The sequence below is a fragment of the Microbacterium sp. genome (genome assembly GCF_052099035.1).
Taxonomy (GTDB): Bacteria; Actinomycetota; Actinomycetes; order Actinomycetales; family Microbacteriaceae; genus Microbacterium.
Map to the genome: position 1 here is coordinate 212,232 of NZ_JBQDSX010000001.1, position 24,547 is coordinate 236,778.

At 65.2% G+C, this 24,547-nt stretch carries 23 protein-coding genes and 1 tRNA gene; 18 read left to right on the forward strand and 6 right to left on the reverse strand.

What is annotated here, in order from left to right; genetic code table 11:
- Nucleotides 1-2: 2 nt before the first annotated feature.
- From ACTIAO_RS01065 to ACTIAO_RS01085, 5 genes are all read left to right on the forward strand, one after another.
- Nucleotides 3-743: a hypothetical protein gene (locus ACTIAO_RS01065; protein WP_441904487.1), complete on the forward strand. Its 741-nt coding sequence runs from the start codon at nt 3-5 to the stop codon at nt 741-743.
- 351 nt (nt 744-1,094) lie between these two features.
- Nucleotides 1,095-2,135 (forward strand): hypothetical protein, encoded by a 1,041-nt coding sequence (locus ACTIAO_RS01070; protein WP_441881803.1) that lies wholly within the window; start codon nt 1,095-1,097, stop codon nt 2,133-2,135.
- Between the two features lie 46 nt (nt 2,136-2,181).
- On the forward strand, nt 2,182-2,565 hold the full coding sequence (locus tag ACTIAO_RS01075; protein WP_441881800.1) for a hypothetical protein: 384 nt from the start codon (nt 2,182-2,184) through the stop codon (nt 2,563-2,565).
- A gap of 470 nt (nt 2,566-3,035) precedes the next feature.
- Nucleotides 3,036-6,494: a MobF family relaxase gene (gene mobF, locus ACTIAO_RS01080; protein ID WP_441881937.1), complete on the forward strand. Its 3,459-nt coding sequence runs from the start codon at nt 3,036-3,038 to the stop codon at nt 6,492-6,494.
- Nucleotides 6,495-6,615: 121 nt separating this feature from the next.
- Complete coding sequence (locus tag ACTIAO_RS01085; protein WP_441881797.1) at nt 6,616-7,611, forward strand: endonuclease/exonuclease/phosphatase family protein; 996 nt, start codon at nt 6,616-6,618, stop codon at nt 7,609-7,611.
- A 10-nt stretch (nt 7,612-7,621) separates the two neighbouring features.
- On the opposite strand, the gene ACTIAO_RS01090 is transcribed toward ACTIAO_RS01085, so the two are convergent.
- The 3 genes from ACTIAO_RS01090 to ACTIAO_RS01100 all read right to left on the reverse strand — a co-directional run bounded on the left by ACTIAO_RS01090 (nt 7,622) and on the right by ACTIAO_RS01100 (nt 8,958).
- A complete protein-coding gene (locus ACTIAO_RS01090; protein WP_441904488.1) occupies nt 7,622-8,404 on the reverse strand; it encodes a Fic/DOC family protein in 783 nt (260 codons plus the stop codon).
- Nucleotides 8,405-8,425: 21 nt separating this feature from the next.
- On the reverse strand, nt 8,426-8,626 hold the full coding sequence (locus ACTIAO_RS01095) for a hypothetical protein (RefSeq protein WP_441904489.1): 201 nt from the start codon (nt 8,624-8,626) through the stop codon (nt 8,426-8,428).
- Nucleotides 8,627-8,730: 104 nt separating this feature from the next.
- The gene (locus tag ACTIAO_RS01100; protein ID WP_441881791.1) at nt 8,731-8,958 is read right to left on the reverse strand and encodes a helix-turn-helix domain-containing protein; all 228 of its coding nucleotides are present in this window, start codon (nt 8,956-8,958) and stop codon (nt 8,731-8,733) included.
- A gap of 92 nt (nt 8,959-9,050) precedes the next feature.
- Here ACTIAO_RS01100 and ACTIAO_RS01105 point away from each other — a divergent pair, with 92 nt between their 5' ends.
- On the forward strand, nt 9,051-9,611 hold the full coding sequence (locus ACTIAO_RS01105; RefSeq protein WP_441881789.1) for a helix-turn-helix domain-containing protein: 561 nt from the start codon (nt 9,051-9,053) through the stop codon (nt 9,609-9,611).
- A 32-nt stretch (nt 9,612-9,643) separates the two neighbouring features.
- Nucleotides 9,644-10,918 (forward strand): tyrosine-type recombinase/integrase, encoded by a 1,275-nt coding sequence (locus tag ACTIAO_RS01110; RefSeq protein ID WP_441890920.1) that lies wholly within the window; start codon nt 9,644-9,646, stop codon nt 10,916-10,918.
- A 79-nt stretch (nt 10,919-10,997) separates the two neighbouring features.
- Here ACTIAO_RS01110 and ACTIAO_RS01115 read toward each other — a convergent pair.
- Nucleotides 10,998-11,080, reverse strand: a tRNA-Leu gene (locus tag ACTIAO_RS01115).
- A gap of 110 nt (nt 11,081-11,190) precedes the next feature.
- Between ACTIAO_RS01115 and ACTIAO_RS01120 the strand changes: the two genes are divergently transcribed.
- Together ACTIAO_RS01120 and ACTIAO_RS01125 are read left to right on the forward strand one after the other, a co-directional pair.
- Nucleotides 11,191-12,486 carry a M20/M25/M40 family metallo-hydrolase gene (locus ACTIAO_RS01120; RefSeq protein WP_441904490.1) on the forward strand — a complete coding sequence of 432 codons (1,296 nt, stop codon included), beginning with the start codon at nt 11,191-11,193 and terminating at the stop codon, nt 12,484-12,486.
- Nucleotides 12,487-12,518: 32 nt separating this feature from the next.
- Nucleotides 12,519-13,346, forward strand: coding sequence for an undecaprenyl-diphosphate phosphatase (locus tag ACTIAO_RS01125; protein WP_441904491.1), 828 nt, complete (start codon nt 12,519-12,521; stop codon nt 13,344-13,346).
- Between the two features lie 26 nt (nt 13,347-13,372).
- Here ACTIAO_RS01125 and ACTIAO_RS01130 read toward each other — a convergent pair whose 3' ends face one another.
- Nucleotides 13,373-14,227 (reverse strand): PAC2 family protein, encoded by an 855-nt coding sequence (locus tag ACTIAO_RS01130; RefSeq protein WP_441904492.1) that lies wholly within the window; start codon nt 14,225-14,227, stop codon nt 13,373-13,375.
- Between the two features lie 91 nt (nt 14,228-14,318).
- On the opposite strand from ACTIAO_RS01130, the gene ACTIAO_RS01135 reads away from it, so the two are divergent.
- The 9 genes from ACTIAO_RS01135 (at nt 14,319) to lnt (ending at nt 24,125) form a co-directional block, all read left to right on the forward strand.
- Nucleotides 14,319-15,011 carry an HAD family hydrolase gene (locus ACTIAO_RS01135; RefSeq protein ID WP_441904493.1) on the forward strand — a complete coding sequence of 231 codons (693 nt, stop codon included), beginning with the start codon at nt 14,319-14,321 and terminating at the stop codon, nt 15,009-15,011.
- Nucleotides 15,004-16,020, forward strand: coding sequence for a tRNA (adenine-N1)-methyltransferase (locus tag ACTIAO_RS01140; protein WP_441904494.1), 1,017 nt, complete (start codon nt 15,004-15,006; stop codon nt 16,018-16,020). Before ACTIAO_RS01135 ends, ACTIAO_RS01140 begins: the two co-directional genes overlap by 8 nt.
- A 10-nt stretch (nt 16,021-16,030) precedes the next feature.
- Entirely contained in the window at nt 16,031-17,005 is a 975-nt protein-coding gene (locus tag ACTIAO_RS01145; protein WP_441904495.1) for an FKBP-type peptidyl-prolyl cis-trans isomerase, read from the forward strand.
- Nucleotides 17,005-17,997, forward strand: a complete 993-nt coding sequence (locus ACTIAO_RS01150; protein ID WP_441904496.1) for a helix-turn-helix transcriptional regulator — start codon at nt 17,005-17,007, stop codon at nt 17,995-17,997. The genes ACTIAO_RS01145 and ACTIAO_RS01150 overlap by 1 nt, the downstream gene beginning before the upstream one ends.
- On the forward strand, nt 17,994-18,986 hold the full coding sequence (locus ACTIAO_RS01155) for a helix-turn-helix transcriptional regulator (RefSeq protein ID WP_441904497.1): 993 nt from the start codon (nt 17,994-17,996) through the stop codon (nt 18,984-18,986). The genes ACTIAO_RS01150 and ACTIAO_RS01155 overlap by 4 nt, the downstream gene beginning before the upstream one ends.
- Before the next feature lie 33 nt (nt 18,987-19,019).
- Complete coding sequence (gene tatA / locus ACTIAO_RS01160) at nt 19,020-19,280, forward strand: Sec-independent protein translocase subunit TatA (RefSeq protein WP_441904498.1); 261 nt, start codon at nt 19,020-19,022, stop codon at nt 19,278-19,280.
- Nucleotides 19,281-19,342: 62 nt separating this feature from the next.
- Nucleotides 19,343-20,104, forward strand: coding sequence for a twin-arginine translocase subunit TatC (tatC, locus tag ACTIAO_RS01165; protein WP_441904515.1), 762 nt, complete (start codon nt 19,343-19,345; stop codon nt 20,102-20,104).
- The gene (locus ACTIAO_RS01170) at nt 20,101-22,575 is read left to right on the forward strand and encodes a DEAD/DEAH box helicase (RefSeq protein WP_441904499.1); all 2,475 of its coding nucleotides are present in this window, start codon (nt 20,101-20,103) and stop codon (nt 22,573-22,575) included. Before tatC ends, ACTIAO_RS01170 begins: the two co-directional genes overlap by 4 nt.
- An 11-nt stretch (nt 22,576-22,586) precedes the next feature.
- The gene (lnt, locus tag ACTIAO_RS01175; protein ID WP_441904500.1) at nt 22,587-24,125 is read left to right on the forward strand and encodes an apolipoprotein N-acyltransferase; all 1,539 of its coding nucleotides are present in this window, start codon (nt 22,587-22,589) and stop codon (nt 24,123-24,125) included.
- Here lnt and ACTIAO_RS01180 read toward each other — a convergent pair.
- Nucleotides 24,122-24,505 carry an RNA polymerase-binding protein RbpA gene (locus ACTIAO_RS01180; protein WP_441904501.1) on the reverse strand — a complete coding sequence of 128 codons (384 nt, stop codon included), beginning with the start codon at nt 24,503-24,505 and terminating at the stop codon, nt 24,122-24,124. The genes lnt and ACTIAO_RS01180 overlap by 4 nt on opposite strands.
- Nucleotides 24,506-24,547: the final 42 nt, after the last annotated feature.

Below are 24,547 nucleotides of genomic sequence, written 5' to 3' on the forward strand. Positions count from 1 at the left end.
GCGTGGGCGAGATCTTCCGGTGGGGCACCGGGATCCTGACACTCTTCGGCTTCGGCCTTGCGATGGGCCTCAACCCCACGTTGTACGCCGCAACAGCCGACATGCTGGCGCGAAACGTAAAGGTGTCACAACGGCTGGCCTGGATGCTGATCGGGCTCGCCGCGGGAGCGACGGTGCTCCTGTTCATCTTCCACAGCTTCGATCCGACGAACATCGTGGCGGCATTTCGTGGTCGCGTCGATGCGGCACTGGTCAATCGTACGGTTGACGTGGTGGTCGCTGCCGCCTTCATCATCTCGGCGGTCCTGGTGATCGTCTGGAAGATCCGCGCTCCCGCCCTTCGAGCTAAGACCTCCAAGACCTCCAAGACCTCCAAGACCTCCAAGACCCCCAAGACATCGAAGCCGCGCTCTTCCGCGTACGGCTACTTCTTTCTCGGAATCAGTGCCTGCATCGGATTCACCACGCTGCCGATCATGTATCTGACGGCACGCCTGATCACCACTCTCACCACAGACGTCGTCCTGCGTCCTGTCGCCTACGGCATCCTCCTCATCGGTCTCGCCGCTCCGTTCGTGGCGCTCGTGTGGGTCTGGTCCAGGATGCCGACGCTCACAGAGCGGGTGACCGGTTTCTATGCCAAAGCGATGGCATGGGACTATCGCGGGGCACTCATGGTGCTTCTCCTGCTCGCCGCGGTCCTCTTCCTGGGCCTCGCCGTGTTCGGCTACCGGGGGCTGTGAGGAAACGAAGAAGGCTCCTGTTTCCAGGAGCCTTCTTCATACTGTGCGCGGAGGGGGACTTGAACTGACCAGTTCCCCCTCGCGTGCAGGATCGTGGATCGGCGTTCTGCCGCATGATTCCGCGGTTGTAGCGAGACCCACCTGTGGATAACTCCACCGCGATACGCATGCCTACGCGGTCGGTAGCACATGAGTTAGCACATGGCAGAGGTCAATGCTGCCCAGCTACTGCGACCTTCAGTTCCTCTATCGGAGTGATCATGCGACGCGAACTCGCCCTTTCGAAATCCATCAGACCGGGGCATGATGAGAGCGAGAATCATTCTCATTACATCGATCGGAGGAAGAACAGTGAAGACGACAACCGGAGGCAGAAGAAAGGTCACGGTAGCGGCGGCGACGCTCGCCGCCGTGCTGGCGGCCGTCATGGTTCCCGCAGGTGCGCATGCCGAGGAAGGAGAGCCTGATCCGCTACAGGCGTTGGAGACGGTTACGGTTCAAGATCACGCTCAGATAGGAGAAGCGTCGGACGTTCTGGAAAACGTCAGTTCGGCGACGCGTCTGACCAGCGATGGCGCTGTCCAGGCCACGGAAGGCGATGTTCAGGTAACCGTTCCCGCCGAGTCGGGGACGCCGCTGCAGATCGGTGGCGCAGACGTGCTGTTGCCCTTCTCTGATGTCAAAGCAAAGGCAGAAGTGCTTGAGCCTGGGGTTGTGGCGTTTAACAATGGCAACGGCACGACCACAGTGCCGGTCGTCAAGAACGATGGCAGCGTGCAGGTGACCACCATCATCGCGTCGGCGGCTGCGCCGCAAGAGTTCTCTTACGGCCTGAGTCTCCCGGACGACGCTGCGATCTCAATCGATGACTCGGGGGTAGTTCTCGTGACCAGCGGAGAGACGCTGGTTCTGGGTGTTGCGCCGCCGTGGGCCGTTGACGCGACGGGCGCTCAGGTTCCGACACACTATGACTTGCGAGGGAACACTTTGGTGCAAGTCGTCGACCACACGTCGGCGAGCTTTGAGTATCCAGTCGTTGCGGACCCCTGGCTTGGCGCCGCGTTGTTCGGTCCGGTTTATCAGAACAGCAGCACGCAGAAGATCACAGGAACCCCGACCGCATGGGGAACGGCCGTTCAGTCCGGTGTTGCGGTTGGTGGTTGGGCGATCGGCCAGACCATCATGAAGACAGCCGGGTGGGACGAATGGGCGAACAAGGCTCCGCTCTCTCGAACAAAAGCCACGTATCACCAGCAGTTCGAATGCCACGTTGTCGGCGCCTACACGCCTGTGACCGGCGGACCAACCTGGGATCTCGAAGGTACGCGAGCCAACCGCCCGAACTGGCTTGTAGATGGCGGGGCTTACCCCTACAAGTGCAACTGGCCGTAAAGTGCAGGAGGTGAGTGCAGCTAAGCGATCCAGACGTCTAGGATGGGTGATCGCAGCCTCGCTCGCGGGCGTTGCGTTGCTGATCTTCATAGTCGTCGCCGTCGTCACGCTGGTGTCACGAGATACCCGTCAGGACATCAATCTGGCCGATCTCACACACAGTGGGACGGAGATAGTGGCGCTTGAGGGTATGCGCGAGGACACGACTCGACTGTGCGCAGACAAGTCTGGCTGCGTTCAGGCCTACAGTGCCGATCACGCCGAGATCCTCAAGTTCTCGACACGCGCGGATGCCCATGGCTTTGCCGAAAGTGCACCTGACGCATACCAGTCGAATTGGATCGTGGTTAGCTTCACTGACGACTCCCTGACCAGCAGTGAACGACGAGAGGTGCAAAACTACCTCGACTCACTCGCGACGTCGCATTGAAATCAGCGGTGTGAGGGGCGCCCTATCAACGGGTGACCCTCACACCGCTTCTTCTTGCACTTCCACCTGAACCCACATATGCACCCCGTGGACCGGGGTTTACACCCGCTATCCGAGCATGTGACGACGCTCAACCCTACGAGCGTTGCTGCGGCTGGTCTCAGCCGCCCGTCGAAGCCGCGGTTCTGTGCCCGCTATATGAGGTAATACCGATACCACCGGATGCCGCTCACGACGCCTCGTCATAGTCTCCAGGCCGTTCCTTGACGGCTGACTCATCGACGCGTTCGTCATCCTTCGACAGCCACAGCACTCATCCGCAACCACACCGTGACCAGAGCCAACAACCACGATCCCCATTGGCCCTCGCGTCGTTCCACGTCAGCCTTCGACTGTTCTAAAGAATGGACGTATGCTACCGTGATAGGTAGCTCGTGTTTCGATTGTAGGAACAGTTGGTGGTGAGTCTCATGCATGGCGGTGTGATCTTGTTCCGAGGAGCCGGGGCCGATGCGCGCCGTTATGTCGAGGCCGACCGCTCTCGCGCGGATGACTACTACCTCGGCGCTGACACGTCCGTGGCGCAGTTCACCGCGCTTGACGGTGATGGGAACGTGACCGCCGCGCTGGGGCTCGACCCGGAGGCGTACGCGGGCTGGGTGGACTGGATCAATCCGCTCACGGGTGAGTCGATGGGCAGGCCGCGCCTGCCGGGCGAGGGGAGGCAGGGGTCGCCGAGGTTCGCGGAGATGGTCGTGAACGCCCCGAAGTCGTTGTCGATCGCCGCCGCGCTCCACCCCGAAGTCTCGGATGCTCTCGACCGGGCGCAGCAGGACGCAGTGAGTGAGATTCAACGTTGGCTCGCTCAGCACTCCGTGACCCGTGTGGGGCCGCGTGGGAAGCAGGAGGTGGTGCCCGTCTCGCAGTTGCAGACGGTCGCGGTGCCGCATCGCACCAGCCGCGCGGGTGATCCACATCGGCATATCCACTTCCAGATCGGCACCCGCGTATGGGCGGCCGGGAAGTGGCGGGCGCTGGACACCGCGGCGCTGTTCAAGCAGCAGGGCGCGATCCGCGCCCTCGGTACGGCTGTGATCGCCGCGCACCCGGAGCTTGCGGAGGTGCTGGATCGGCACGGCCTGACTCTCGATCCGGTATCGGGCGAGGTGGTCGAGCTTGAGCGGTTCAACGGCGTGATGAGCAAGCGTGGCGAGCAAGTACGCCGACACCTCGAACGGCTCGAAGCGGAATGGGAGGCGGCGCATCCGGGCGAGACTGTGGGGCCGGTCGTCTCCGCGCGTCTCGCGGCGAAAGCGTGGGCGCATGAGCGGCTCGCGAAGAAGCCCACCACGCTCAATGAAGAACAGGCCTGGGTGACCGAGTTGCGCGACGCCGGCTACGACCCGGCCACGTTGCGCCGGCCCGCGCACCGTGCGCCGGCGTCGCTGGATGACCTCTCCGTGCAGACTGTTGCGAACCGGGCGCTGGATCGGTGCGCTGCTGGTGGTTCGGCGTGGACGCGGCACACGGTGCAGGAGCACGTCACCCGGATTATGACCGAGTACGGCGTGCAAGCCGTATCGGCCGAGATACGCGAATTCGTGAACATCGCCACCGCGTTGGCGATGGAGGATTGCTTCTCGATTCTCCCGCACGGCGCGGCCGCCCCGGAGCATGTCGCGCATCTCACGTCGCTCAGGGTGGTGCAGGCGGAGACGGAGCTGCGCGACCTCATCGCCGCGCGCATCCCGCAGCAAGACCCTGGGCACCCGGACGTGCGCCGGGCGGCGCGCAGGCTCGGCCTGGATGCTGGGCAGGAGCGCGCCGCGGCCGCGGTCGCATCGACCGACTCGCTCGTGGTTGTAGAAGGTGCAGCAGGGAGCGGAAAGACGACGATGCTCGCCGTTGCAATCGAAGTCGCTGCACGACACGGGCGGGCGTCGCGGGTGGTTGCGCCGACGTTGCGCGCGGCGCAGGTCGCACACGGTGAACTCGGCGTGCCCGCAACGAGTGTTGCGGCGCTCATGCACGCGCATGGGTGGCGATGGAATAGCGACGGCGTATGGACGCGCCTCGCACCCGGCGACATCGACCCCGGGACCGGGCGCAGCTATCGCGGTCCGGCAGAGGGCGCACGGCTGGCGCGGGGTGAGCGGGTGATCGTGGACGAGGCCGGGATGCTCGACCAAGACACCGCAATCGCCCTCCTGACCGTCACCGCCGAGGCGGGCGCGACGGTCGCGCTCGTCGGGGATCGGGCGCAGCTCGCGGCTGTTGGTCGCGGCGGTGTGCTCGATACGGCCGCGCAGCTCCGGGGGCGCACGTTCGACATGGCCGAGGTGCATCGCTTCACCGACGCCGCCTACGCCGAGGTCACGGTGCGGATGCGCGACGGCGACAAGCCTGGCGCGGTGTTCGACCGGCTTACCGCGCTCGGACTCATCCGCCTGCACGCCAGCGACGAGGACGTGCGCGAGCACATTGCCGGTCAGCGCCGGGAGGGAGAAGCTGTCACGGTTACGTCCAACGACGAGGCCCGGACTGTGAACGCGCGTATCCGTGAGGAACGAGTGTCGCGCGGCGAGGTCGACGACCACCGCACCGCAACCGGAAGCGACGGCCTCCCCATTGGTGCCGGGGACGTGATCCAGACACGCAAGAACAACACCAGCATTGGTGTCGCGAACCGGCAGAACTGGATCGTGCAACGCGTCGAGCAGGACGGCACGCTCAGAGTGCGCGAGGCGGGGAGCGGGCGGAAGCGGCAGCGCACCATGCGCCTGCCCGCCGAGTATGTGGCCGAGCACGCGCACCTGTCGTATGCAGCGACCGCCTACGGAGTCCAGGGCGCGACCGTGGCGGGATCGCACACGATCCTCACCGATGCCACCAGCGCCGCGAGCGTGTATGTCGGCATGACTCGCGGCCGGGAACAGAACCTGTTGCACGTCGTCGCCGAAAGCCAAGAACAGGCCAAGGAACAGTTCATCGCTGCGATGGAACGCGACCGCGCCGACCACGGCCTCGCCGACGCCACCGAACGCGCGGCAGAGGCCGTGCGCGGGCTCGTGGAGGACGGGCCGGTGCGTCTCGTGCAGACCGAGCGTGCACGCCTCACCCAGGTCATCGAACGCGCAGAGCAGCACGCGGCCCTGTTCGAGGAAGCCGCCGCCCGATTCGCCGCACAGAAGCAGGCGCATCAGGTCGAAGCCGAGAAGCACGCCGAGCGTGTGACCCACGCGAAGGAGCTTGCGGAACGCACTCGTCAGACGGTCACCACGGGAGTGGAGACTCGGGCGCGGGCGGACGGGCAAGAACTCGTGCACGCTCGCGCGCATCTCCATGCCGCCCGAGCGGAGGCGAGGGCGGTGAGGTTCGGGCGCAAGCGCGCCGCCGCCCGGAACATCGACACCGCGGCGGAATCAGTCGAGAAGATCGAGCAGCGTGTCACTCAGACCTGGGGCACCGCACCGTCTCTCTTGCGACCCTTCACCGAGTGGGCGCAGACGATCGCCGTAGGACAGGCCGACGCTCACTACGAGGTCCGGGCGGTTGAACAGGCCCTCAGCGAAGCGGAAACCGCAAAGCAACAGACGGCCCAGCGGCAGGCCGTCGAGCGGGATCGCCTCACCGTCGACGTGTACGGCGCGGAACAGGCACGACTGATGCGGGGCACATTCCGCATCCCCAACCCCAGAACCGACGCCGAACACGCCAGGAAGCAGGTAGCCGAAGCAAGGGACATCATTGCGGAGCTGGACGCCCGCCCTGTCGCGGAGGCCGCCAAATGGCTCACCCAGCGACGCGAGCAGCAACGAGCCGAGCGCGAAGCTCTGCAAGCCCGTCAGGAAGCCCTCACGCGCCGCAACGTCGGACCGACGAGGACCGGCCCGGATCAGCAGCGAGAAGGGCCGGAGCGCAGCCTGTGACTAGCATGACTCGGACTCCCAGGTCCGCGATCTCGGATCGAAACTCAGTGCCCCCTCGACGTTCAGCGCGAATCCCGAAGCTGATAGTCGGTGCTGAGACCAAACTGGCAGGATGAAGACGATGAGCAGCCAACGCGTGGGCATGTCACGGCGGAGAACGCGGCGACAGGTGGTCTTCTGGACATCTGTCGCGGCGGTGATCTCGGTCTGCGCCGCAGTGCTGCCCTATCTTGAGATCCGCGGTGTTGCCGCGATTCCCGTGGCTCAAGCGCTCGTGCCCCTCGGATCCCTCATCCTCCTCCTGCTCGCGATCGCCTCGTTGATCTTTCGGGTGTGGGCCGCAGCGTTGGTGTTGATCATCGGCGCCGTGATCAGCGGGGTCCCGGCCCTCACCCCGGTTCACGTTGGAGAGACCTGTGAGAGCGACGCACGAGTGACGGTGCTGTCGTTCAACGCCAAGCTTGCCGGTGCTGACCCTGTTGCTCTAGCGGCACTCATCCGCACGACTGAGCCCGATGCCGTCATGTTGCTCGAGGCGGACGAGACACTCATCGACGCCGTGCTCACCGAAGAAGAACTCGCCGACGTCCTGCCCTACCGCACTCGCGAGGTCACCCCCGGACCGGCTAATGGAAGCGTGATCCTTTCCGCATACCCCCTGTCGATGGAAGAGAATATCCCCGGGAGCGAGTTCGACCAGGTCAGCGCCGTTGCCACCCTGCCAGGGGCAGGCGCTGTCCGGCTCGCCGCCGTCCACCCGCCCCCGCCAGTGTGGCAACCCAACGGCTGGCGTTCCGGTATCGACGACATCGCCACGTGGGTACAGCAGACCCGGGACGACCGCCTCATCATCGCGGGCGACTTCAACGCCTCGTTCGCGCACCCTGTGCTTCGACGGTTGGCGTCAGATTTGCGCAGCGCTGCCGAAGCGGCAGGTCCCATCCCTTGGCCCACCTGGCCCGAAGAAAAGCCCATCCCAGCTTTCACCGCGATCGATCACATCTTCGCGAGAGGCGCCACCCCGACCCACTGGGAAAGCTTCCACGTCACTGGCAGCGATCACCGTGCCGTCATCGCCACATGGAATCTCTGCGCCACGGCTAAGCCTGTGACGTGACCTGGTTGAATTACAGAGACCGTCCGGCGTGGGGCGCTAGCGGTTCCGGGCGGCGCGTCCCCGTTCCGAACGGCCGCGGCGCCAGGTGAGAACGGCGGCGGCGGGCCGCGTCGAGTTCGCGATCCAGCACGTCCGGCGTCCGCGAGACACCCCTCGCTTGAAAGCTGCGCACCTGCTCCACCGTTAGTGCCTCCCCAGGTCGCGCACCTGCGTCGAGCTGGTGGAGGTTCGGCCGTATCAGCGCCTCGACGCCTGTGTGGTCTTCCACGATGGCGAGGGTGCGGGCGTGGGCGAACACGTCGCCGGGAATCTGCGACCAGTCGATGACCCATCCGGCGTCGCGGGCAAGCTGATTGAACAGAATGTGCTGGCTGCGCGTGTTCACGTCGCGGAACGGATGGATCGCCGTCGTCTCACCCCACACCCATGCGAGACCGTCAGAGAACGCATCCGCGTCCAGGCCGCGGAAGTGGTCGCGGGCGGCGAGTTCACCGAAGACGCGCTCGGCCTCGGGCACGATGAACGGCGGGCGGCAATGCGCAATGCCCGTGCCGCCAGGGTGCGTGTCGGTGTCGCGGATGTCGCCGCCCCAGACATACAGGTCGTGCGTCAGATGCCGGTGGATAGCCTGCAAGTGTGGGAGGTCGTATCGGCCGGGGATCGGGTGCTCGGTGAGTTCGACCATGCGCTGATGGATCGCGGCCGTCTCGACGGCTTTCCAGCGGTCGTAGTCGGTGATGCCGAGCCTGTTGATCAGAACGAGGCTGTTCGGGTAGCTGTAGCGGTCGGGCACTGGTGCTCCTGCCCGGACGGGTTACTTCGCGGGGAAGCGGTCAAGCGCCGCAGCGATCGCCTCGCGCACCGCTTCATCCGCGGACAGCTCACCGCGCACCTGACGGCGGGCGATCTCCCGATCTGCGTCAGTGACGACCGCACCGGCCGTGACCTGCCCGGCCTCGACCTCCGCGAGCACGCGCCGGACATGGGCCTCGGATACCGGAGTCTTGAGAGCCATGCGGATGCCTCCTCGTGGTTGGCGTTCTCAGGTCAGTTTACGTCGCACCGCCGACATCTACCGGAAACCGGGGCGCTGGGGTGCCGATTCGGCGCCCAGCGGAATCAGTACGAGCCGCTGCCCTCGGAGGCGGTGTCTGCGAAGAGGTGCAGGAACTTCTCGCGCGGGATGACCACCCGCCGCCCGAGCCTAACGGACGGGATAGTGCCATTGTCGATGCTCGCGGTGATCGTGCGCGGATCGACGCCGAGCGCGGCGGCGGCCTCGGTGCGCGTGATGACGGCGTTGCGGGAATTGCGGAGGTCATCGAGTGTGACAGTCACGGCGCGCATCGCCAGCCTCCTGTTTCCAAAACGGTGTGAACAGTTCCTAAAGATACATGACGGGGCTTGACGTGTCAATAGTGGGCTTGTATGTTCCTACTATGGAAACAGAACGGGTGCGGGGTAATCCCGCTGGCGTCACACATGAACACGTCGCCGCGAATCTGCGGGCTGCGCGGCAGGCGATCGGGATGGACGTGCGTACCGCCGCGCGCCTTATGACCGACGCGGGCCGGAAGCTCTCGGCGTCGGGGATCAGCAAGATCGAGAACGGGGATCGCCGCGTAGACGTGGACGACCTCACCGCCCTCGCCTACGTCTTCCGCACGACCCCGGCAGCGATCCTCACCCCGCCTGCTGACGCGGTGACCCTGACGGGGGTGCCGGAGTCGTATCTGCCAGAGGAGGTGCAGGCGTGGATCGCGGGGACGGTGAAGCTGACCACGGAAGACCTCGTGCGGTATTGGCGGGAGCAGCGGTTGCATGCGATCAACGCGAAGCGCTGGGCCGAGGAAATGATGGGCAGCTACGACCGAGGCCAGGTCGGGGTCACCCCGCGCGAGGTCTACCAGGAACGCTACGACGACCAGGCTGCGCGCGAAGCCCACACGACCGGGCGACTCCTGCAACTGGACCCCAAGGCCTCCCTTTTTACCGAATAGGGCAGCACGACAGTGAGAGAAAGGAAGACAGCATGACCGAGCACGACACCCCGCCCAGCGGGGCGGCAGGCGCACCAGAGGGGGTGAAGAAGCAGCGACGCTCCCGATCCCGTCACCAAGGCTCCCTGGGCAACTACATGACGCGGAAGGGGAAGCGGTGGAAGTTCCAGATCTACGTCCTCAAAGACCCCGAGAAGCCCGAACTCGGCGAAACACGGGTCACGCGGGGAGGGTTCACCGACCTGGAAGAAGCCCAAGCCGCCCTCACCGAGGCGCTGCAGAAAAAGGCACGGAACGAGAAGTTCCAGGGCAAGACGCCCACCGTGGGCGTGTATGCGGAGCACTGGGTGTCGTCGCTGCGGCTGGCGGCATCGACGATCAAGGGGTATCGGAAGATCATCCGTAACCACATCACCCCCGACCTGGGGAAGATCAGGATCGACAAGCTCACCGCCACCCGCATCGGCTCCCATTACCGCGAACTCGAAAAGAGCGGCCGGAAAGACACCTACGGGAAAGGACAGCCGCTGTCCGCGAACAGCATCCACAAGGTGCACGTCGTCCTCGGCGCACTCCTCGACGCAGCCATCGATGACGGGCTGATCGCGGTCAACCCGTCGAAGAAGAAGCGCACGGTCAACGCCCCGAAATCAGCGCAGGTCCGGGCGCAGAAACCCGAGATCGTCACCTGGACGGGAGAACAACTCGCCACGTTCCTCACCTGGGACCACGACGAACGCGGCGACGAACTCTTCCCCCTGTGGCGACTCATCGCCTACACCGGCATGCGCCGAAGCGAAGCCCTCGCCCTGAAATGGTCCGACATCAACACGACCGGGGAACGCATCAGCATCCGCCGCGCCGTGGACACCGACGACTGGACGAAGACGAAGACCCCGAAGACCGGCAACGCCCGCGTCATCGACGTTGACCCCGACACCCTCGCCGTCCTGAAAACCCACAAGGCGGCACGGGCCACGGTCACGTTCGAGTTCGGGAAAGCCAACGCCTACGTCTTTGGCGACGACGAGGGCAAGCTACGCTCACCCGACGCCATGACAAGCCGCTGGGATCGACGCCTGAACTGGCTCGCCCAGAAGCACCCGAGCCTGCCACGAGTCACGATCAAAGGCCTCCGGCACACGCACGCCACACTCCTACTGGAAATGGGCGTGCACCCCAAAGTGGTTCAGGAGCGCCTGGGGCACTCCACCATCACCACCACGATGAACATCTACAGCCACGTCACCCCGACGATGCAGAAAGCCGCAGTCAGCCTCTTCGCGGCCCATCTCGGTGGCGCTTAGCACATATCTCAGCACATGAAACGAAAATGACCCCCAACCCGGAGAACCAAACCCCAGGCCAGGAGCCATTTTCATACTGTGCGCGAGGGGGGACTTGAACCCCCACGCCCATAAGGGCACTACGACCTCAACGTAGCGCGTCTACCATTCCGCCACCCGCGCAGGTGGTGAAAGCCGTTGCCGACCGAAGAAAAACATTACCAGGTTCTGCGAGTGTCGACGAACCGAGGTGCGGCTCGGGCGCGCCGCCGCTGCTTCGGTAGCCTGGAGCCATGTCCGAGCCTCAGCATCCCGAAGTCGTGCGCGTCGCGCAGGACCTCATCCGCATCGATACCTCCAACTTCGGCGGCGGGAATGCGAAGGGTGAGCGCGAAGCGGCGCAGTACGTCGGTGCGTACCTGGAGGGCCTCGGACTGTCGACGCAGTACTTCGAGCCGATCCCGCGGCGCACGAACGTGATGGCGCGCGTGCCGGGTCGAGATTCGCGCAAGCCCGCCCTGGTCGTGCATGGACACCTGGATGTCGTCCCGGCGATGGCAGAGGACTGGACGGTCGATCCGTTCGCCGGTGAGGTGCGCGACGGGATGCTGTGGGGCCGCGGTGCCGTCGACATGAAGAACATGGATGCCATGATCCTGACTTCGGTTGCCGACATCCTGCGGTCGGGGGAGCAGCCGGAGCGCGATCTGATCCTCACCTTCTTCGCCGACGAGGAGAACGGCGGCGTCGAAGGGTCCGCCCTGGTCGTCAAGGAGCGCCCGGAATGGTTCACCGGAGCCACGGAAGCGATCAGCGAAGTGGGCGGGTACTCGATCACCGTCGATGATCGCCGCGCCTATCTGCTGCAGGTGGGCGAGAAGGCACTGATCTGGATCCGCCTGGTCGCGAAGGGCCGTGCAGGCCACGGCAGCCGCCTCCACGAAGACAACGCCGTCGTGAAGCTCGCCGAAGCCGTCGCAGCGATCGGGCGTACTCGTTGGCCCATCCGGCTCACGCCGACGACGACCGCCTTGCTCCAGGGGCTGAGCGACCTCACCGGGCGCTCCGTGGATGATCCCGATGCTCTGGCTGCGGCATCCGGTCCGGCCGAGGCATTTCTGCGCTCGACGTTCCGTACGACAGCGAATCCGACGGCGCTGACTGCCGGCTACAAGCACAACGTCATTCCTGAGCGTGCCGAGGCGCTGATCGATGTGCGAGTGATCCCCGGCACCGAGGACGACGTGCTTGCCGAACTTCAGCAGATCGTCGGTGACGACATCGTCATCGAGACGGTCGTACGCGACATCGGGATGGAGACGCCGTTCTCCGGCGATCTCGTCGACGCCATGGTCGCCTCGCTCGGGCGCCACGACCCGGGAGTTCCGGTGATCCCGTACCTGCTCGGCGCGGGCACCGACAACAAGGCGCTCTCGCAGATCGGGATCACCGGCTACGGGTTCGCCCCGTTGCGACTCCCAGCCGATCTCGACTTCACAGGGATGTTCCACGGTGTGGACGAGCGCGTGCCCGTAGAATCGCTTGTCTTCGGTCAACAGGTTCTGACCGATCTGCTGCGCTCCTACTGACGCATCCTCCCGCACTACCTGAAGGCACCACTATGCATCTGCTCGAAGCGCTGTTCCTCGGCATCATCCAGGGACTGACCGAGTTCCTCCCGATCTCATCCAGCGCGCACTTGCGCATCGTCGGGACGTTCACGGGTTCGGGCGAAGACCCGGGCGCTGCGTTCACCGCCATCACACAGATCGGTACGGAGGCCGCCGTCGTGGTGTTCTTCTGGAAAGACATCACGCGCATCATCGGACACTGGTTCCGTTCTTTGTTCGGAAAGCTGCCGCGCAACGATCCCGATGCTCGGATGGGCTGGATGATCATCATCGGCAGCATCCCGATCGTCGTACTCGGTCTGATCTTCCAAGATCAGATCGAGACGGTGCTGCGCTCGATGTGGATCGTCGCCATCATGCTCATCCTGTTCGGCATCCTGCTCGGCGTCGCAGACTACGTCGGCGCGAAGCGGCGCACGCTCGACCAGCTCACCTATCCGCACGGCATCCTGTACGGTCTCGCGCAGGCACTGGCGCTGATTCCGGGCGTCTCGCGCTCGGGCGGCACGATCACGATGGGGTTGTTTCTGGGGTACGAACGCGCCGCCGCCGCGCGCTATGCATTCCTGCTCGCCATTCCGGCGGTGTTCGGCAGCGGTTTCTACCAGGTCTTCAAGAGCTGGGACGCGCCGAACCAGTACTTCTCGATGGGGGAGACGGTGGCTGCGACCGGCATCGCTTTCGTCGTTGCCCTCGGCGTCATCGCATTCTTCATGAGCTGGATCTCCAAGCGCAGCTTCCTGCCGTTCGTGATCTACCGCATCCTGCTCGGCGGCACGCTGCTGGTTCTGCTCGCCACAGGGACGATCGCGGCGTAGCGTTCGCCGCGCTAGCGCTTGAGGTCTCAGCGCTTGTGGTCGCCGGGGCTATCGCCGCGGCGACGCAGGTAGCGTTCGAACGCCTGCGCAATCGCGTCCCCGGAGGCCTCGGGAGAGTCCCAGGTGTCGCGGGTCTGCTCGAGCTGGTGGATGTACTCGGTCATCTCCTCGTCATCCGCGGCGGCAGCGTCGATGGATGCTTCCCAGGTCGCAGCATCCGTCCGCAGACGTTCACGCGGCATATCGATCCCCGTGAGCTCTTCGAGGCGATCGAGGAGGGCGAGCGTCGCCTTCGGCGACGGCGCTGCGGATGCCACATAGTGCGGCACACTTGCCCAGAGCGTCGCGGTGGGGATGCCAGCGGTCTCGGCGAAGTGCTCGATCACGCTGAGGATGCCGACGGGACCCTCGTACAGCGAGCGCTCGAGGCCCAGCACTTCACGCACCTGCTCGTTGGAGCTTGCGGCGAAGATCGAGATGGGCCTGGTGTGCGGCACATCGGCGAGCATCGCCCCGAGCAGGATCACTCCCGTCACGTCATCGCGCAGCGCCACATCGATGAACTCGTTCGCGAAGGCCTGCCAGGTGCGTGCCGGCTCGACACCGGTCAGCAGCCAGAACTCGGGTGCCCCCTCCTGCGGGGTGGACCTCGGACGCCACAGCGAGGCCTCGGGCCAGCGCAGCTCACGACGTCCGGTCGCATCCATCTTCGACGAAGGGCGCGTGTACTGGTAGTCGAAGTAGAGCTCGGGATCCACCGAGTGCACGAGCTCGTAGTCGCCTTCTTCGCGCAGCATCTCGATCACACCGCTCGCTGCTTCACCGGCATCGTTCCACCCGTCGAAGGCGACGACGACGATGCGGTCTCCGAGTGCATCCATCCAGATCTCCCTTCGATGACGGAACGCGGTCAGGTTCCAGGCTAGTCTCGCACCGGGCTGTCGTGGCGCAACGCCCGGATAGCATGGACGGGTGAGTCAAAAGCCGCGCGCGGTCCTCTGGGACATGGATGGAACACTCGTCGATACCGAGCCGTACTGGATGGCGGCCGAGACGGCTCTGGTGGAGTCTTTCGGCGGTACGTGGTCGCATGAGCAGGCGATGCAGCTGGTGGGAAACGCCCTCTCGGAGAGTGCGCTCGTCCTGCGCGCTGCCGGAGTCGATATGGAACCGGATGCCATCATCGACCGCCTCACCGACGACGTGCGTGGTGCGCTCGCAATCCAGGGAGTCCCGTTCCGTCCCGGCGCTCGTGAGCTGCTGCGCGACCTTCAAGCCGCCGGCATCCGTACGGCATTGGTGACGATGTCGCTGCGGCGGATGGCGCTGAGCATCGTCGACCTGATCGACTTCGACGCCTTCGAGCATGTTGTTGCCGGTGACGATGTCGAGCATCCGAAGCCGCATCCAGCACCCTATCTGCAGGGAGCAGAGCTGCTGGGAATCGACATCGCCGACACGCTCGTCATCGAGGATTCCGGCACCGGGCTGCGGTCTGGCCTGGCCTCTGGAGCGGTCACGGTCGGCGTCCCGCACATGATTTCGCTCGACGGCTTCGGCGCGCATGAGCTGTGGCCGACGCTGGAGGGCCGAACGGCCGAGGACGTCATCGCGACGTTCCAGTCGGTGCGTGCACGGGAGAACGAAGGAGCGCGCGATGATTGATTCCTCCACGCGCCCCAGTGGCCCTTTTCGCGAGGGAGACCGTGTTCAGCTGACGGGGCCGAAGAACAAGCTGCATACGATCACGCTTGCCGAAGGCGGTGAGATGCACACCCATCATGGTGTGCTTTTCCATCGCGATTTGATCGGCCTCCCCGACGGATCTGTGGTCGCGAACAGCTCGGGCCACGAGTACCTTGCCATGCGACCTCTGCTGCGCGATTTTGCGATGTCCATGCCGCGCGGAGCTGCGATCGTCTATCCCAAGGACGCCGCACAGATCGTGATGCAGGCCGACATCTTCCCCGGCGCGACAGTGGTGGAGGCCGGGGTCGGCTCGGGAGCGCTGTCGCTCTCGTTGCTGCGCGCCGTCGGTCCGGCAGGGCGACTGGTGTCGTTCGAGCGCCGTGAAGACTTCGCCGACGTGGCCAGGGCGAATGTGGAGACATTCTTCGCCGGAGCCCCCGACACATGGGAGGTCGTCGTCGGCGACCTGGTGGATGCTCTGCCCGAGACGCTTGCGGCAGGCAGCGTCGATCGCGTTGTGCTCGACATGCTCGCTCCGTGGGAGGTCATGGATGCCGTCGCCGAAGCGCTGACGCCCGGGGGAGTGGTGCTCTGCTACGTCGCCACAGCTACCCAGTTGTCGCGGGTGGCGGAGTACATCCGCAGCACGGGATGCTTCACCGATCCTGATGCGTCGGAGACGATGGTGCGGGGCTGGCATGTCGAAGGCCTCTCCGTCCGGCCGGACCACCGCATGGTTGCTCACACCGGCTTCCTGCTCACCGCCCGTCGGCTCGCTCCCGGAACGATCGCGCCGGAGGTCAAGCGCCGGGCGTCGAAGTCGAGCTACGGCGACGAGGACGTCGAGCTGTGGACGCCCGGCGCGATCGGGGAGCGTGAGATCACGGACAAGAACCTGCGCAAGCGCGTTCGAGAGGCCACCAAAGCAGCCGAGGGGGCACGCCAGGCCGCCGCGGCGCGCGACGCGGACGGGTCAGCGCAATAGACTGGAGCGCGTGCGTAAAACCTCAGCCGCTCTGGCCACACTCGCTCTTGCCGCCGTCGCTCTGACCGGATGCTCCGCGGCGCCCGCATTCGATGGTGCGAGCTGCGACCGTGCCGCGTCGACGAGCGGCATCGAGGACCTCGCTCATATCTCCGGAGAGGTCGGCACCAAGCCCGAAGTCGAGCTGTTCACACCGGTCGGTGCGCAAGAGAGTGCCTTCGGCGACGTGACTGTCGGAACCGGCCATGCGTTGACCGACCCCACTCAGAGCGCCGTCTTCGAGTTCTCCCTGTTCTCTGGCGCGACCGGCGAACCGATTGCCGGCACCGCATACGACGAAGCGCAGGCGCAGCTCCAGAGCGTCGGATACTGGTCGCAGATCGTGCCCGCGTTCGGCACGGCGCTCGAGTGCGCAACCGAGGGATCACGCGTACTCGCGGTCGTCTCGCCCGAAGACTTCGGCGCCCAGAACCTCAGTGGCTTCGGCCTGGCAGCGGACGAACCGGTTGTCGCCGTGTTCGACGTCGTGAAGGTGTTCCCGAGCCGGGCGGAAGGATCACCGCAGTACAACGACGCGGCAGGAATGCCGACCGTTGTTCGCGCTCCCGACGGTCGCCCCGGCATCATCGTCCCGGACAGCGCCGCCCCGACGGACCTGAAGGTGCAGACCCTCATCAAGGGCGATGGCGACACGGTCGCAGCCGACGACACGGTCCTCGTCAACTACACCGGAGTCCTGTGGGACGAGCACACGGTCTTTGACTCGTCATGGGGCAAGGGTGCGGCGACGTTCGACATGGCCGGGGTGATTCCTGGATTCACACAGGGGCTGACCGGGCAGACCGTCGGCTCCCAGGTACTCATCGTCGCCCCGCCGGAGTTCGCATACGGTGACCAGGCAAGCGGTGCCGTGCCGGCGAACTCCACGCTGGTGTTCGTGGTGGACATCCTGGCCATCGACCCGCCCGTCACACCGCAGCAGTGATGGCCGCCCGCATCCCACCGGAGGAACGCCAGACGAATCTCGTCGTGGCGCTGATGGCCACGGAGATCGGGCTCACCAAACAACAGATCCTCGACAACGTCTCGGGTTACCGACAGCGTGCTGAAACCGGTGCCCGCGTCGATGCACTCGAGAAGATGTTCGAGCGCGACAAGGACGAGTTGCGAGCGCTGGGTGTCCCCATCGAGACGATCGGCGACTCCAGTGACGCCAACGATCTCCGCGAAGCCAGGTATCGGATTCCGAAAGCAGAATACGATCTGCCCGCCGATATCTCCTTCAGCCCGGCCGAACTCGCCGTGCTCCAGCTGGCCGGAAGCGTGTGGGGCGCTGAATCCGCATCGGCCGATGCGCAGGCGGGCGTTCGCAAGATCCGCGCTCTGGGCATCGACGGCGACGAGCCCATCATCGGCTTCGCGCCACGGATCACGACACGCGAGATCAGCTTCGCCCCGTTGCAGACGGCGATCGAAGAGTGCCGCGTGGTGAGTTTCGACTATCTGAAGCCCGGCGAGCAGTCGCCGAGACGGCGCACCATGGAGCCTCTCGCGCTGCTGGACTTCGAGGCCCGCTGGCATGTTTACGGCATCGACCTCGATGCTGACGATGAGCGCACCTTCCTGCTCAGTCGCATCGTCGGCGACGTGCTCGTGACCAGGAAGAGCTTCGCCCCGGAGCTGCGTGACGGTGCCGGAGACCGGGCGCTGGCAGGTCTCGCCGAGGTAGCCGAGCGCAATACCGCCCTGTTGGAGATCACCCCCGGAACAGAGGCCGCGCTCAGGCTGGGACGCCGCGCGACGCCGGAGGTGCAGGGGTTCAGCGTGTCGTACGTGGACGTGCACATCTTCGCTGATGAGCTCGCCTCGTACGGACCCGAGGTTCGCGTCGTGGAACCTATCGGTCTGCGTGACGCAGTGATCGAGCGCCTGGGTGCGATCGTCGCCGCGCACTCTCCCGAGGAAGGGCGTGCATGATGGCGGACAAACCGAAGCCGCTGCTGGCAACAGACCGTGTGCGCGCATACCTCACACTCGTGCCTTATCTGCTCGAGCGCGGACAGGTATCGCTCGATGAGGCCGCGCAGGAGTTCGATGTCTCGGCCGCCGAGATGCGTGCGATGGTCGAGAAGCTGACGGTCATCGGCCTGCCGGGCGACAGCGGGTACTGGCAGCAACCGCATGAGCTGTTCGATATCAACTGGGATCTGCTCGATCAGGAAGACGTCATCGAGATCACCAACGACGTCGGCCTTCGCCGGGTTCCGCGGTTCACCGCGCGCGAAGCGGCCGCGCTCCTGGCAGGGCTCCAGATCGTAGCGGCGGTACCCGCGGTTTCCGATTCGGGTCTGGTCGCGGGTCTTCTCGCGAAACTCTCCCGTGCGGCCGCAGAAGTCCCCGCCGACGTCGTGATCGCACCGACAGCTGTGGATGAAGTGCGCGACGCTGTTTCCGCCGCGCTGCGTCAGGGCGTCGCCGTGTCCTTCCAATATCAAGCTCCGGATGCCCAGCCGACGACGCGCACGGTCGACCCCGTGCAGGTGCTGATCACGAGCGGGCAGTGGTATCTGCAGGGCTGGTGCCACCTGCGCCAAGCGATGCGCACCTTCCATCTCGATCGGGTCAGCGGGGCGGAGCTGACCGACATTCCCATCACTCATGCCGACACACCCGTACCGGAGGGCTTCGGCGCCGCCGACGGTGACACCGAAGTCTCGGTATCGCTGCCTGTGCGATTGGTGCCCCTGCTGGGCGATTTCGCACGGTCGGACAATGCTGTGAGCCACGGCGATGACACGACGCTTCGTATCCGCCTCTCCGACCCGCGCGGCATCAAGCGGGTCGCCGGACGATTCGGCGGGCAGCTCGAGGTGACGGAACCGCGTGCGGCGCGCACGGCGACTCGTGAGTGGGCTGCTGAGGGACTCGCGCTTTATCGTCAGCCGCTGGAACGCTCGGACAGGTAGACTGCACGGAGACTTCAACCCCTGGAGGGAACCATGGCTGGATTGACCGGTTGGCACCTGCTCGTACTCGTTCTCGTCATTCTCCTGCTCTTCGGTGCGGCAAAGCTGCCGGCACTCGCGAAGAGCATGGGTCAGTCCGCTCGCGTTTTCAAGGGCGAGATGAAGGCGATGAAAGAGGACGACGGCGCTGTCGCCCAGACCACCGCTGACACGACCGGCACCCCCGCTCCCGACAACGGAGCAAAGCCCGTAGTCGACAGTGGCAGCACCAACAGCAACACCACCAATCCCTGACGACGGTGACCGCGATCGACAAGGAGTCGGCCGCGGGTGACACACCACGCAATGAACGCCGGATGTCTCTCGGCGCGCACCTCGTGGAGTTGCGCCGGCGGCTGATGATTTCCGCGGCGGCACTCGTCGTCGCCATGGCACTGGGGTTCTGGCTCTCAGACCCCGTGATTGAATTCATCAGTGAACCCGTTCGACGGATCGCCGAGCAGCGCGGTGATGACCTGGTCGGACTGACTTTCTCCTCGGTGACGTCCCCGTTCGACCTGCGCATGCGCATTGCGTTCTCACTCGGCATCTTCATCGCGGCTCCCATCTGGCTGTGGCAGATCTGGGCGTTCATCATGCCCGGACTCACGCGCAAGGAGATCAAGTACACGATCGGTTTCGTCGCGGCCGCGGTTCCGCTCTTCTTCGGAGGATGCTACGTCGGGGCGCTGGTCGTGCCGCACGTCATCGAGCTCATGGCGACGTTCACGCCCGAGGGAGCGAACAACCTCTTCGAGGCGAAGCAGTTCTACGACTTCAGCCTGAAACTGATGCTCGTCGTCGGGGTGTCCTTCGTGCTACCCGTCTTTCTCGTCGCGCTCAATCTCGCTGGCATCATGTCGGGGCGCGCGATTCTCAAGGGATGGCGAGTCGCGATCCTCATCGCCACCGTGTTCGCAGCTCTTGCGACGCCGGCCGCGGATGTCGTCAGCATGCTGCTTCTTGCCGGCATCCTCGTCGTGCTGTTCTTCGCGGCAGCGGGCCTGTCGATGCTGTTCGATCGCCGTAAGAACAAGCGGCTGAAGGCCGAGGGGCTGCTCCCGGACGCCGACGTATGACCTCGCCCGCCGAACGATACGCCGCCGCACGTGAGTCGGCCGCGCATCCGGCGACGGCGAAGTTTGCCACGAAGCAGGCGTTCGATCTGGATCCCTTCCAAGTAGAGGGATGCCACGCTCTCGAACGCGGACACAGCGTCCTGGTGGCCGCTCCGACCGGCGCGGGGAAGACGATCGTCGGCGAGTTCGCGATTCACCTTGCGATGCAGACGCCGGCAGACAAGGCGTTCTACACGACGCCGATGAAGGCGCTGTCGAATCAGAAGTTCCGCGAGCTCGTCGAGGTGTACGGCGCGGAGAACGTCGGTCTGCTCACGGGGGACACGAACATCAACGGCAATGCCCGGATCGTCGTCATGACGACCGAGGTGCTGCGCAACATGATCTATGCGGATTCGGCGGCTCTCACCGACCTCCGATATGTCGTGATGGACGAGGTGCACTACCTCGCGGATCGGTTCCGCGGTGCGGTGTGGGAAGAAGTGATCATCCACCTGCCGCAGACCGTGCGGCTCGTCGCTCTGAGCGCAACCGTGTCGAACGCCGAGGAGTTCGGCGACTGGCTCGACACCGTGCGCGGCGATACCGAGGTGATCGTCTCCGAGATCCGCCCCGTCCCGCTCGAACAGCACGTGCTCGTACGCGATGACCTCCTGCCGCTCTTCGACGATCGTGCGGGCGTGGCCACCGCGGCGGTGAATCAGGAGCTGATGCGCATCCGCTCCTTCACCGGGTCCCGACACGACAGCAACAGGCGTGCCCAGCAGTACAACAGTGGGCGCCACGCCGGTCGGCAGAGCCCCCGCCCGCCGCGTGGCGGAAAGCGCCCCGTACGGGCATCGAACGCGCAGCGCATCGAGCGCATGGACCGCCCCGATGTCATTCAGCTGCTCGAGCGCACCAATCTGCTCCCGGCGATCTTCTTCATATTCAGCCGCGTCGGATGCGATGCCGCGGTCCAGCAGGTGCGCCGTTCCGGCATCCGTCTGACCAGCGCAGAAGAGCGTCGCGAGATCCGGGAGTACGTCGAGGCGAGCACCCGCACCCTGCAGGACGAAGATCTCGGCGTTCTCGGATACTTCGAGTGGCTCGACAACCTCGAGCGCGGGGTCGCATCGCACCATGCCGGGCTCCTGCCCGCGTTCAAAGAGGTCGTCGAGGAGCTGTATCGGCGCAAACTCGTCAAGGTCGTCTTCGCCACAGAGACCCTTGCGCTCGGCATCAACATGCCCGCCCGCACCGTCGTGCTGGAGAAGATGGAGAAGTTCAACGGCGAAGCGCGTGTCGCGATCACCTCGGGGGAGTACACCCAGCTCACCGGACGCGCTGGCCGCCGCGGCATCGACGTCGAAGGTCACGCGGTTGTGCAGTGGACCGAGGGCATGGACCCTCAGGCTGTTGCGGCGCTGGCCTCGCGGCGCACATACCCGCTGAATTCCAGTTTCCGGCCCACGTACAACATGGCTGTGAACCTCATCGACATGTTCGGCCGCCCGCGCGCACGCCAGATCCTGGAGTCGTCGTTCGCGCAGTTCCAGGCCGACCGTGCGGTGGTCGGGCTCGCGCGCCAGGTTCGTGAGGCCGAGGAATCGCTCGACGGCTACGTCAAGGCCATGACCTGCGAGCACGGCGACTTCTTCGAGTACGCCGGCATCCGGCGTGAGCTCAGCGATCTCGAGAAGAAGAACCGGCAGGATTCTCATGCGCCCCGCGCTGCGCGCGACAAGCGGATGAAGAAGATCCAGTCTCTCCGCACCCGCATGCAGCGTCATGGATGCCACGGCTGCCCCGATCGCGAAGCGCATGCGCGCTGGGCGGAGCGCTACTGGAAGCTCAAGCGGCACACCGACCGCACCCGCAAGCAGATCGAGAATCGCACGGGAACCGTCGCGCGCGCCTTCGATCGCGTAGTCGAGGTTCTCGCCGCGCTGGACTACGTCACGGGTACGGGGGATGACACGGCGCTCACCGAGGCCGGACGCACCATGCGGCGCATCTACGGCGAACGTGACCTGCTGGTCGCCGAGGCGCTGCGCCAGGGCCTGTGGAAGGGCCTCGATGCGCCCTCCCTCGCAGCCATGGCGTGCTGCCTCGTGTATGAGCCGCGCCGCGATGAGGCGAACTCAGGGGAGCGCGGCCTGCCGCGCGGTGCTTTCCGCGCAGCCTACGAGAAGACCACCACGCTCTGGGCCGAGCTCGACGACCTCGAGCAGGATCATCATCTGCCGGGTTCGGAACCGCTCGCGGCGGGACTGGCGGGCGCAATGCACGCCTGGGCACGCGGCGGGATGCTGGATCGCGTTCTCGTCGACGCGGACATGGCAGCCGGGGACTTCGTGCGCTGGGCGAAGCAGACGATCGATCTCCTCGACCAGCTGTCGATCGTCGCTGAGGACCTGTCGATCGCGCGCACGGCACGGCAGGCGCTCGACGGCGTCCGACGTGGCATCGTCGCCTACTCGACGATGTGAGAATGAAACGGATGCCTTCATCCTCTTCCGCGCCACAGGCACGGTCCCGTCCCCTCCTGCCATTGTGGCTGGCCATGCCTGTCGCCGCGCTGGCGGGATGCCTGATGGATCTTGCCTATCCGTCCGTATCCGCATGGATTCTCGCGTTCCCTGCCGTCGCACTGCTTCTGCTCACGTTGATCGGTCGGCGAATCGGAGGCGCGCTGCTGGTGGGCTTCATCTACGGCGCGGTGTTCTTCTTCCTCCTCGTGTCCTGGACATCGCGATATCTCGGAATCATTCCGTGGGCAGCTCTTGCGCTGCTGGAAGCTGCGCTGACGGCCGTCGCCGTGATTCTGATCACGCTGGCATACCGGTGGCTCCCGCGTGCATTCCCGGGAGTCACAGGACGCCTTGTGACGCTCCCCGCGGTCGTCGCGGCCCTGTGGGTCGTCCGGGAGCTGTTCCTCGGCTCCTGGCCGTATACGGGCTTTCCCTGGGCTCGTCTGGGGATGACGCAGTCGGAGAGCCCGCTCGCGATGCTCTCATCCTGGGTCGGGGTGAGCGGACTGAGCTTCTTGATGGTGTTCGTCGTGGCGATGCTGGTCGAAAGCGTCCGCCTTCGGCTCTGGCATCGTCCGGTGCGGCTTGTCGTTCCCGCAGCTCTCGTCATCGTCCTGCTCGTGACACCCGCGTTCCCGACGACGGATGCCGGCACGATGCGCATCGGCGCCGTACAGGGAAACGGCCCCACCGGCTACTTCGACGAACGCGAGCCGTATTCGGTGATCCAGGCTCAGACCGATGCCACCGAGCCGCTGCTCGGAGCGGACATGGACCTGCTCGTGTGGCCGGAGGGTGGGGTCGACGGTGATCCGTTCGCCAACGAGTCGCTCGCGCGCCGTATGACGCGTGTCGCGAGCCGAGCCGATGCGCCGCTGCTGGCGAATGCCGCTACAGCGCGCGGTGATGAGTACTTCAACACGTCGATGCTCTGGACTCAGGATGGCACTGCGGAACAATCCCATGACAAACGCTTCCCCGTGCCATTCGGCGAGTACGTTCCCGATCGTGACTTCTACTACGCGATCGTTCCCGAACTGATCGGACTCATCGGACGCGAGTACTCCCACGGCACGAATGCCCCCCTGATCGATGTCGATGGGGTGAAGGTGGGGTTGGCCATCTGCTTCGACGTGATCTACGACGAGGTGATAAACGAAGGCATCCTCGGTGGCGCACAGGTGCTCGTCTTCCAGACGAACAACGCTGACTTCCGGGGCACGGGGGAGAACGTGCAGCAGCTCGCTTTCGCACGCATGCGTGCGATCGAGACCGGACGGAGTGTCGTGAACATTTCGACGGTCGGCGCGAGCCAGATGATCGGCCCGGAAGGGCAGACGATCGCAGCTCTTAACGCAGATGAGGCCGGGGCGATGCTCGAGAGTGTCGAGCTGCGCTCCGGCCTCACGGCTGGTGTTGTGCTGGGCCCCTGGCTGCAGCTGGTGATGCTGTGGGGCGGGTTGGGCGCGCTCCTGTTCGGGTGGTGGCGCGCCCGGCGCAGGCGCTAAGCGCCGATCTTCGCCTGGTTCGGGTCCTGTGCGGCTCCACGGCGTTCGCGGATGAATGCGAGACGGTCCTCGAGGAGCTCTTCGAGCTCCGCACGGGTCCGTCGCTCCAGCAGCATGTCCCAGTGGGTGCGGGCGACCTTTTCGTCGGTCGGATCCGGAGTGATCGTTTCACCGTCCACGCGCAACACAGCTTCTGCGCCGCAGGTGCGGCACTCCCACTTCTGCGGCGGCTCGGCGTCAGCGGCGAACATCAACGATGTGACATTCCCACATGTTTCACACTTGTAGGTGGTCTCGCGGCGTTCCATGAAAACGACGCCCTCTTCGCTCTGTAGGCTCTGGGCGCCGAGTCGGATGCCGCGCAAGCTGCGATCTGCCATTTTGTGGTCCTCTCGTCGACCTCAGGTATATCGCTTGCGCCT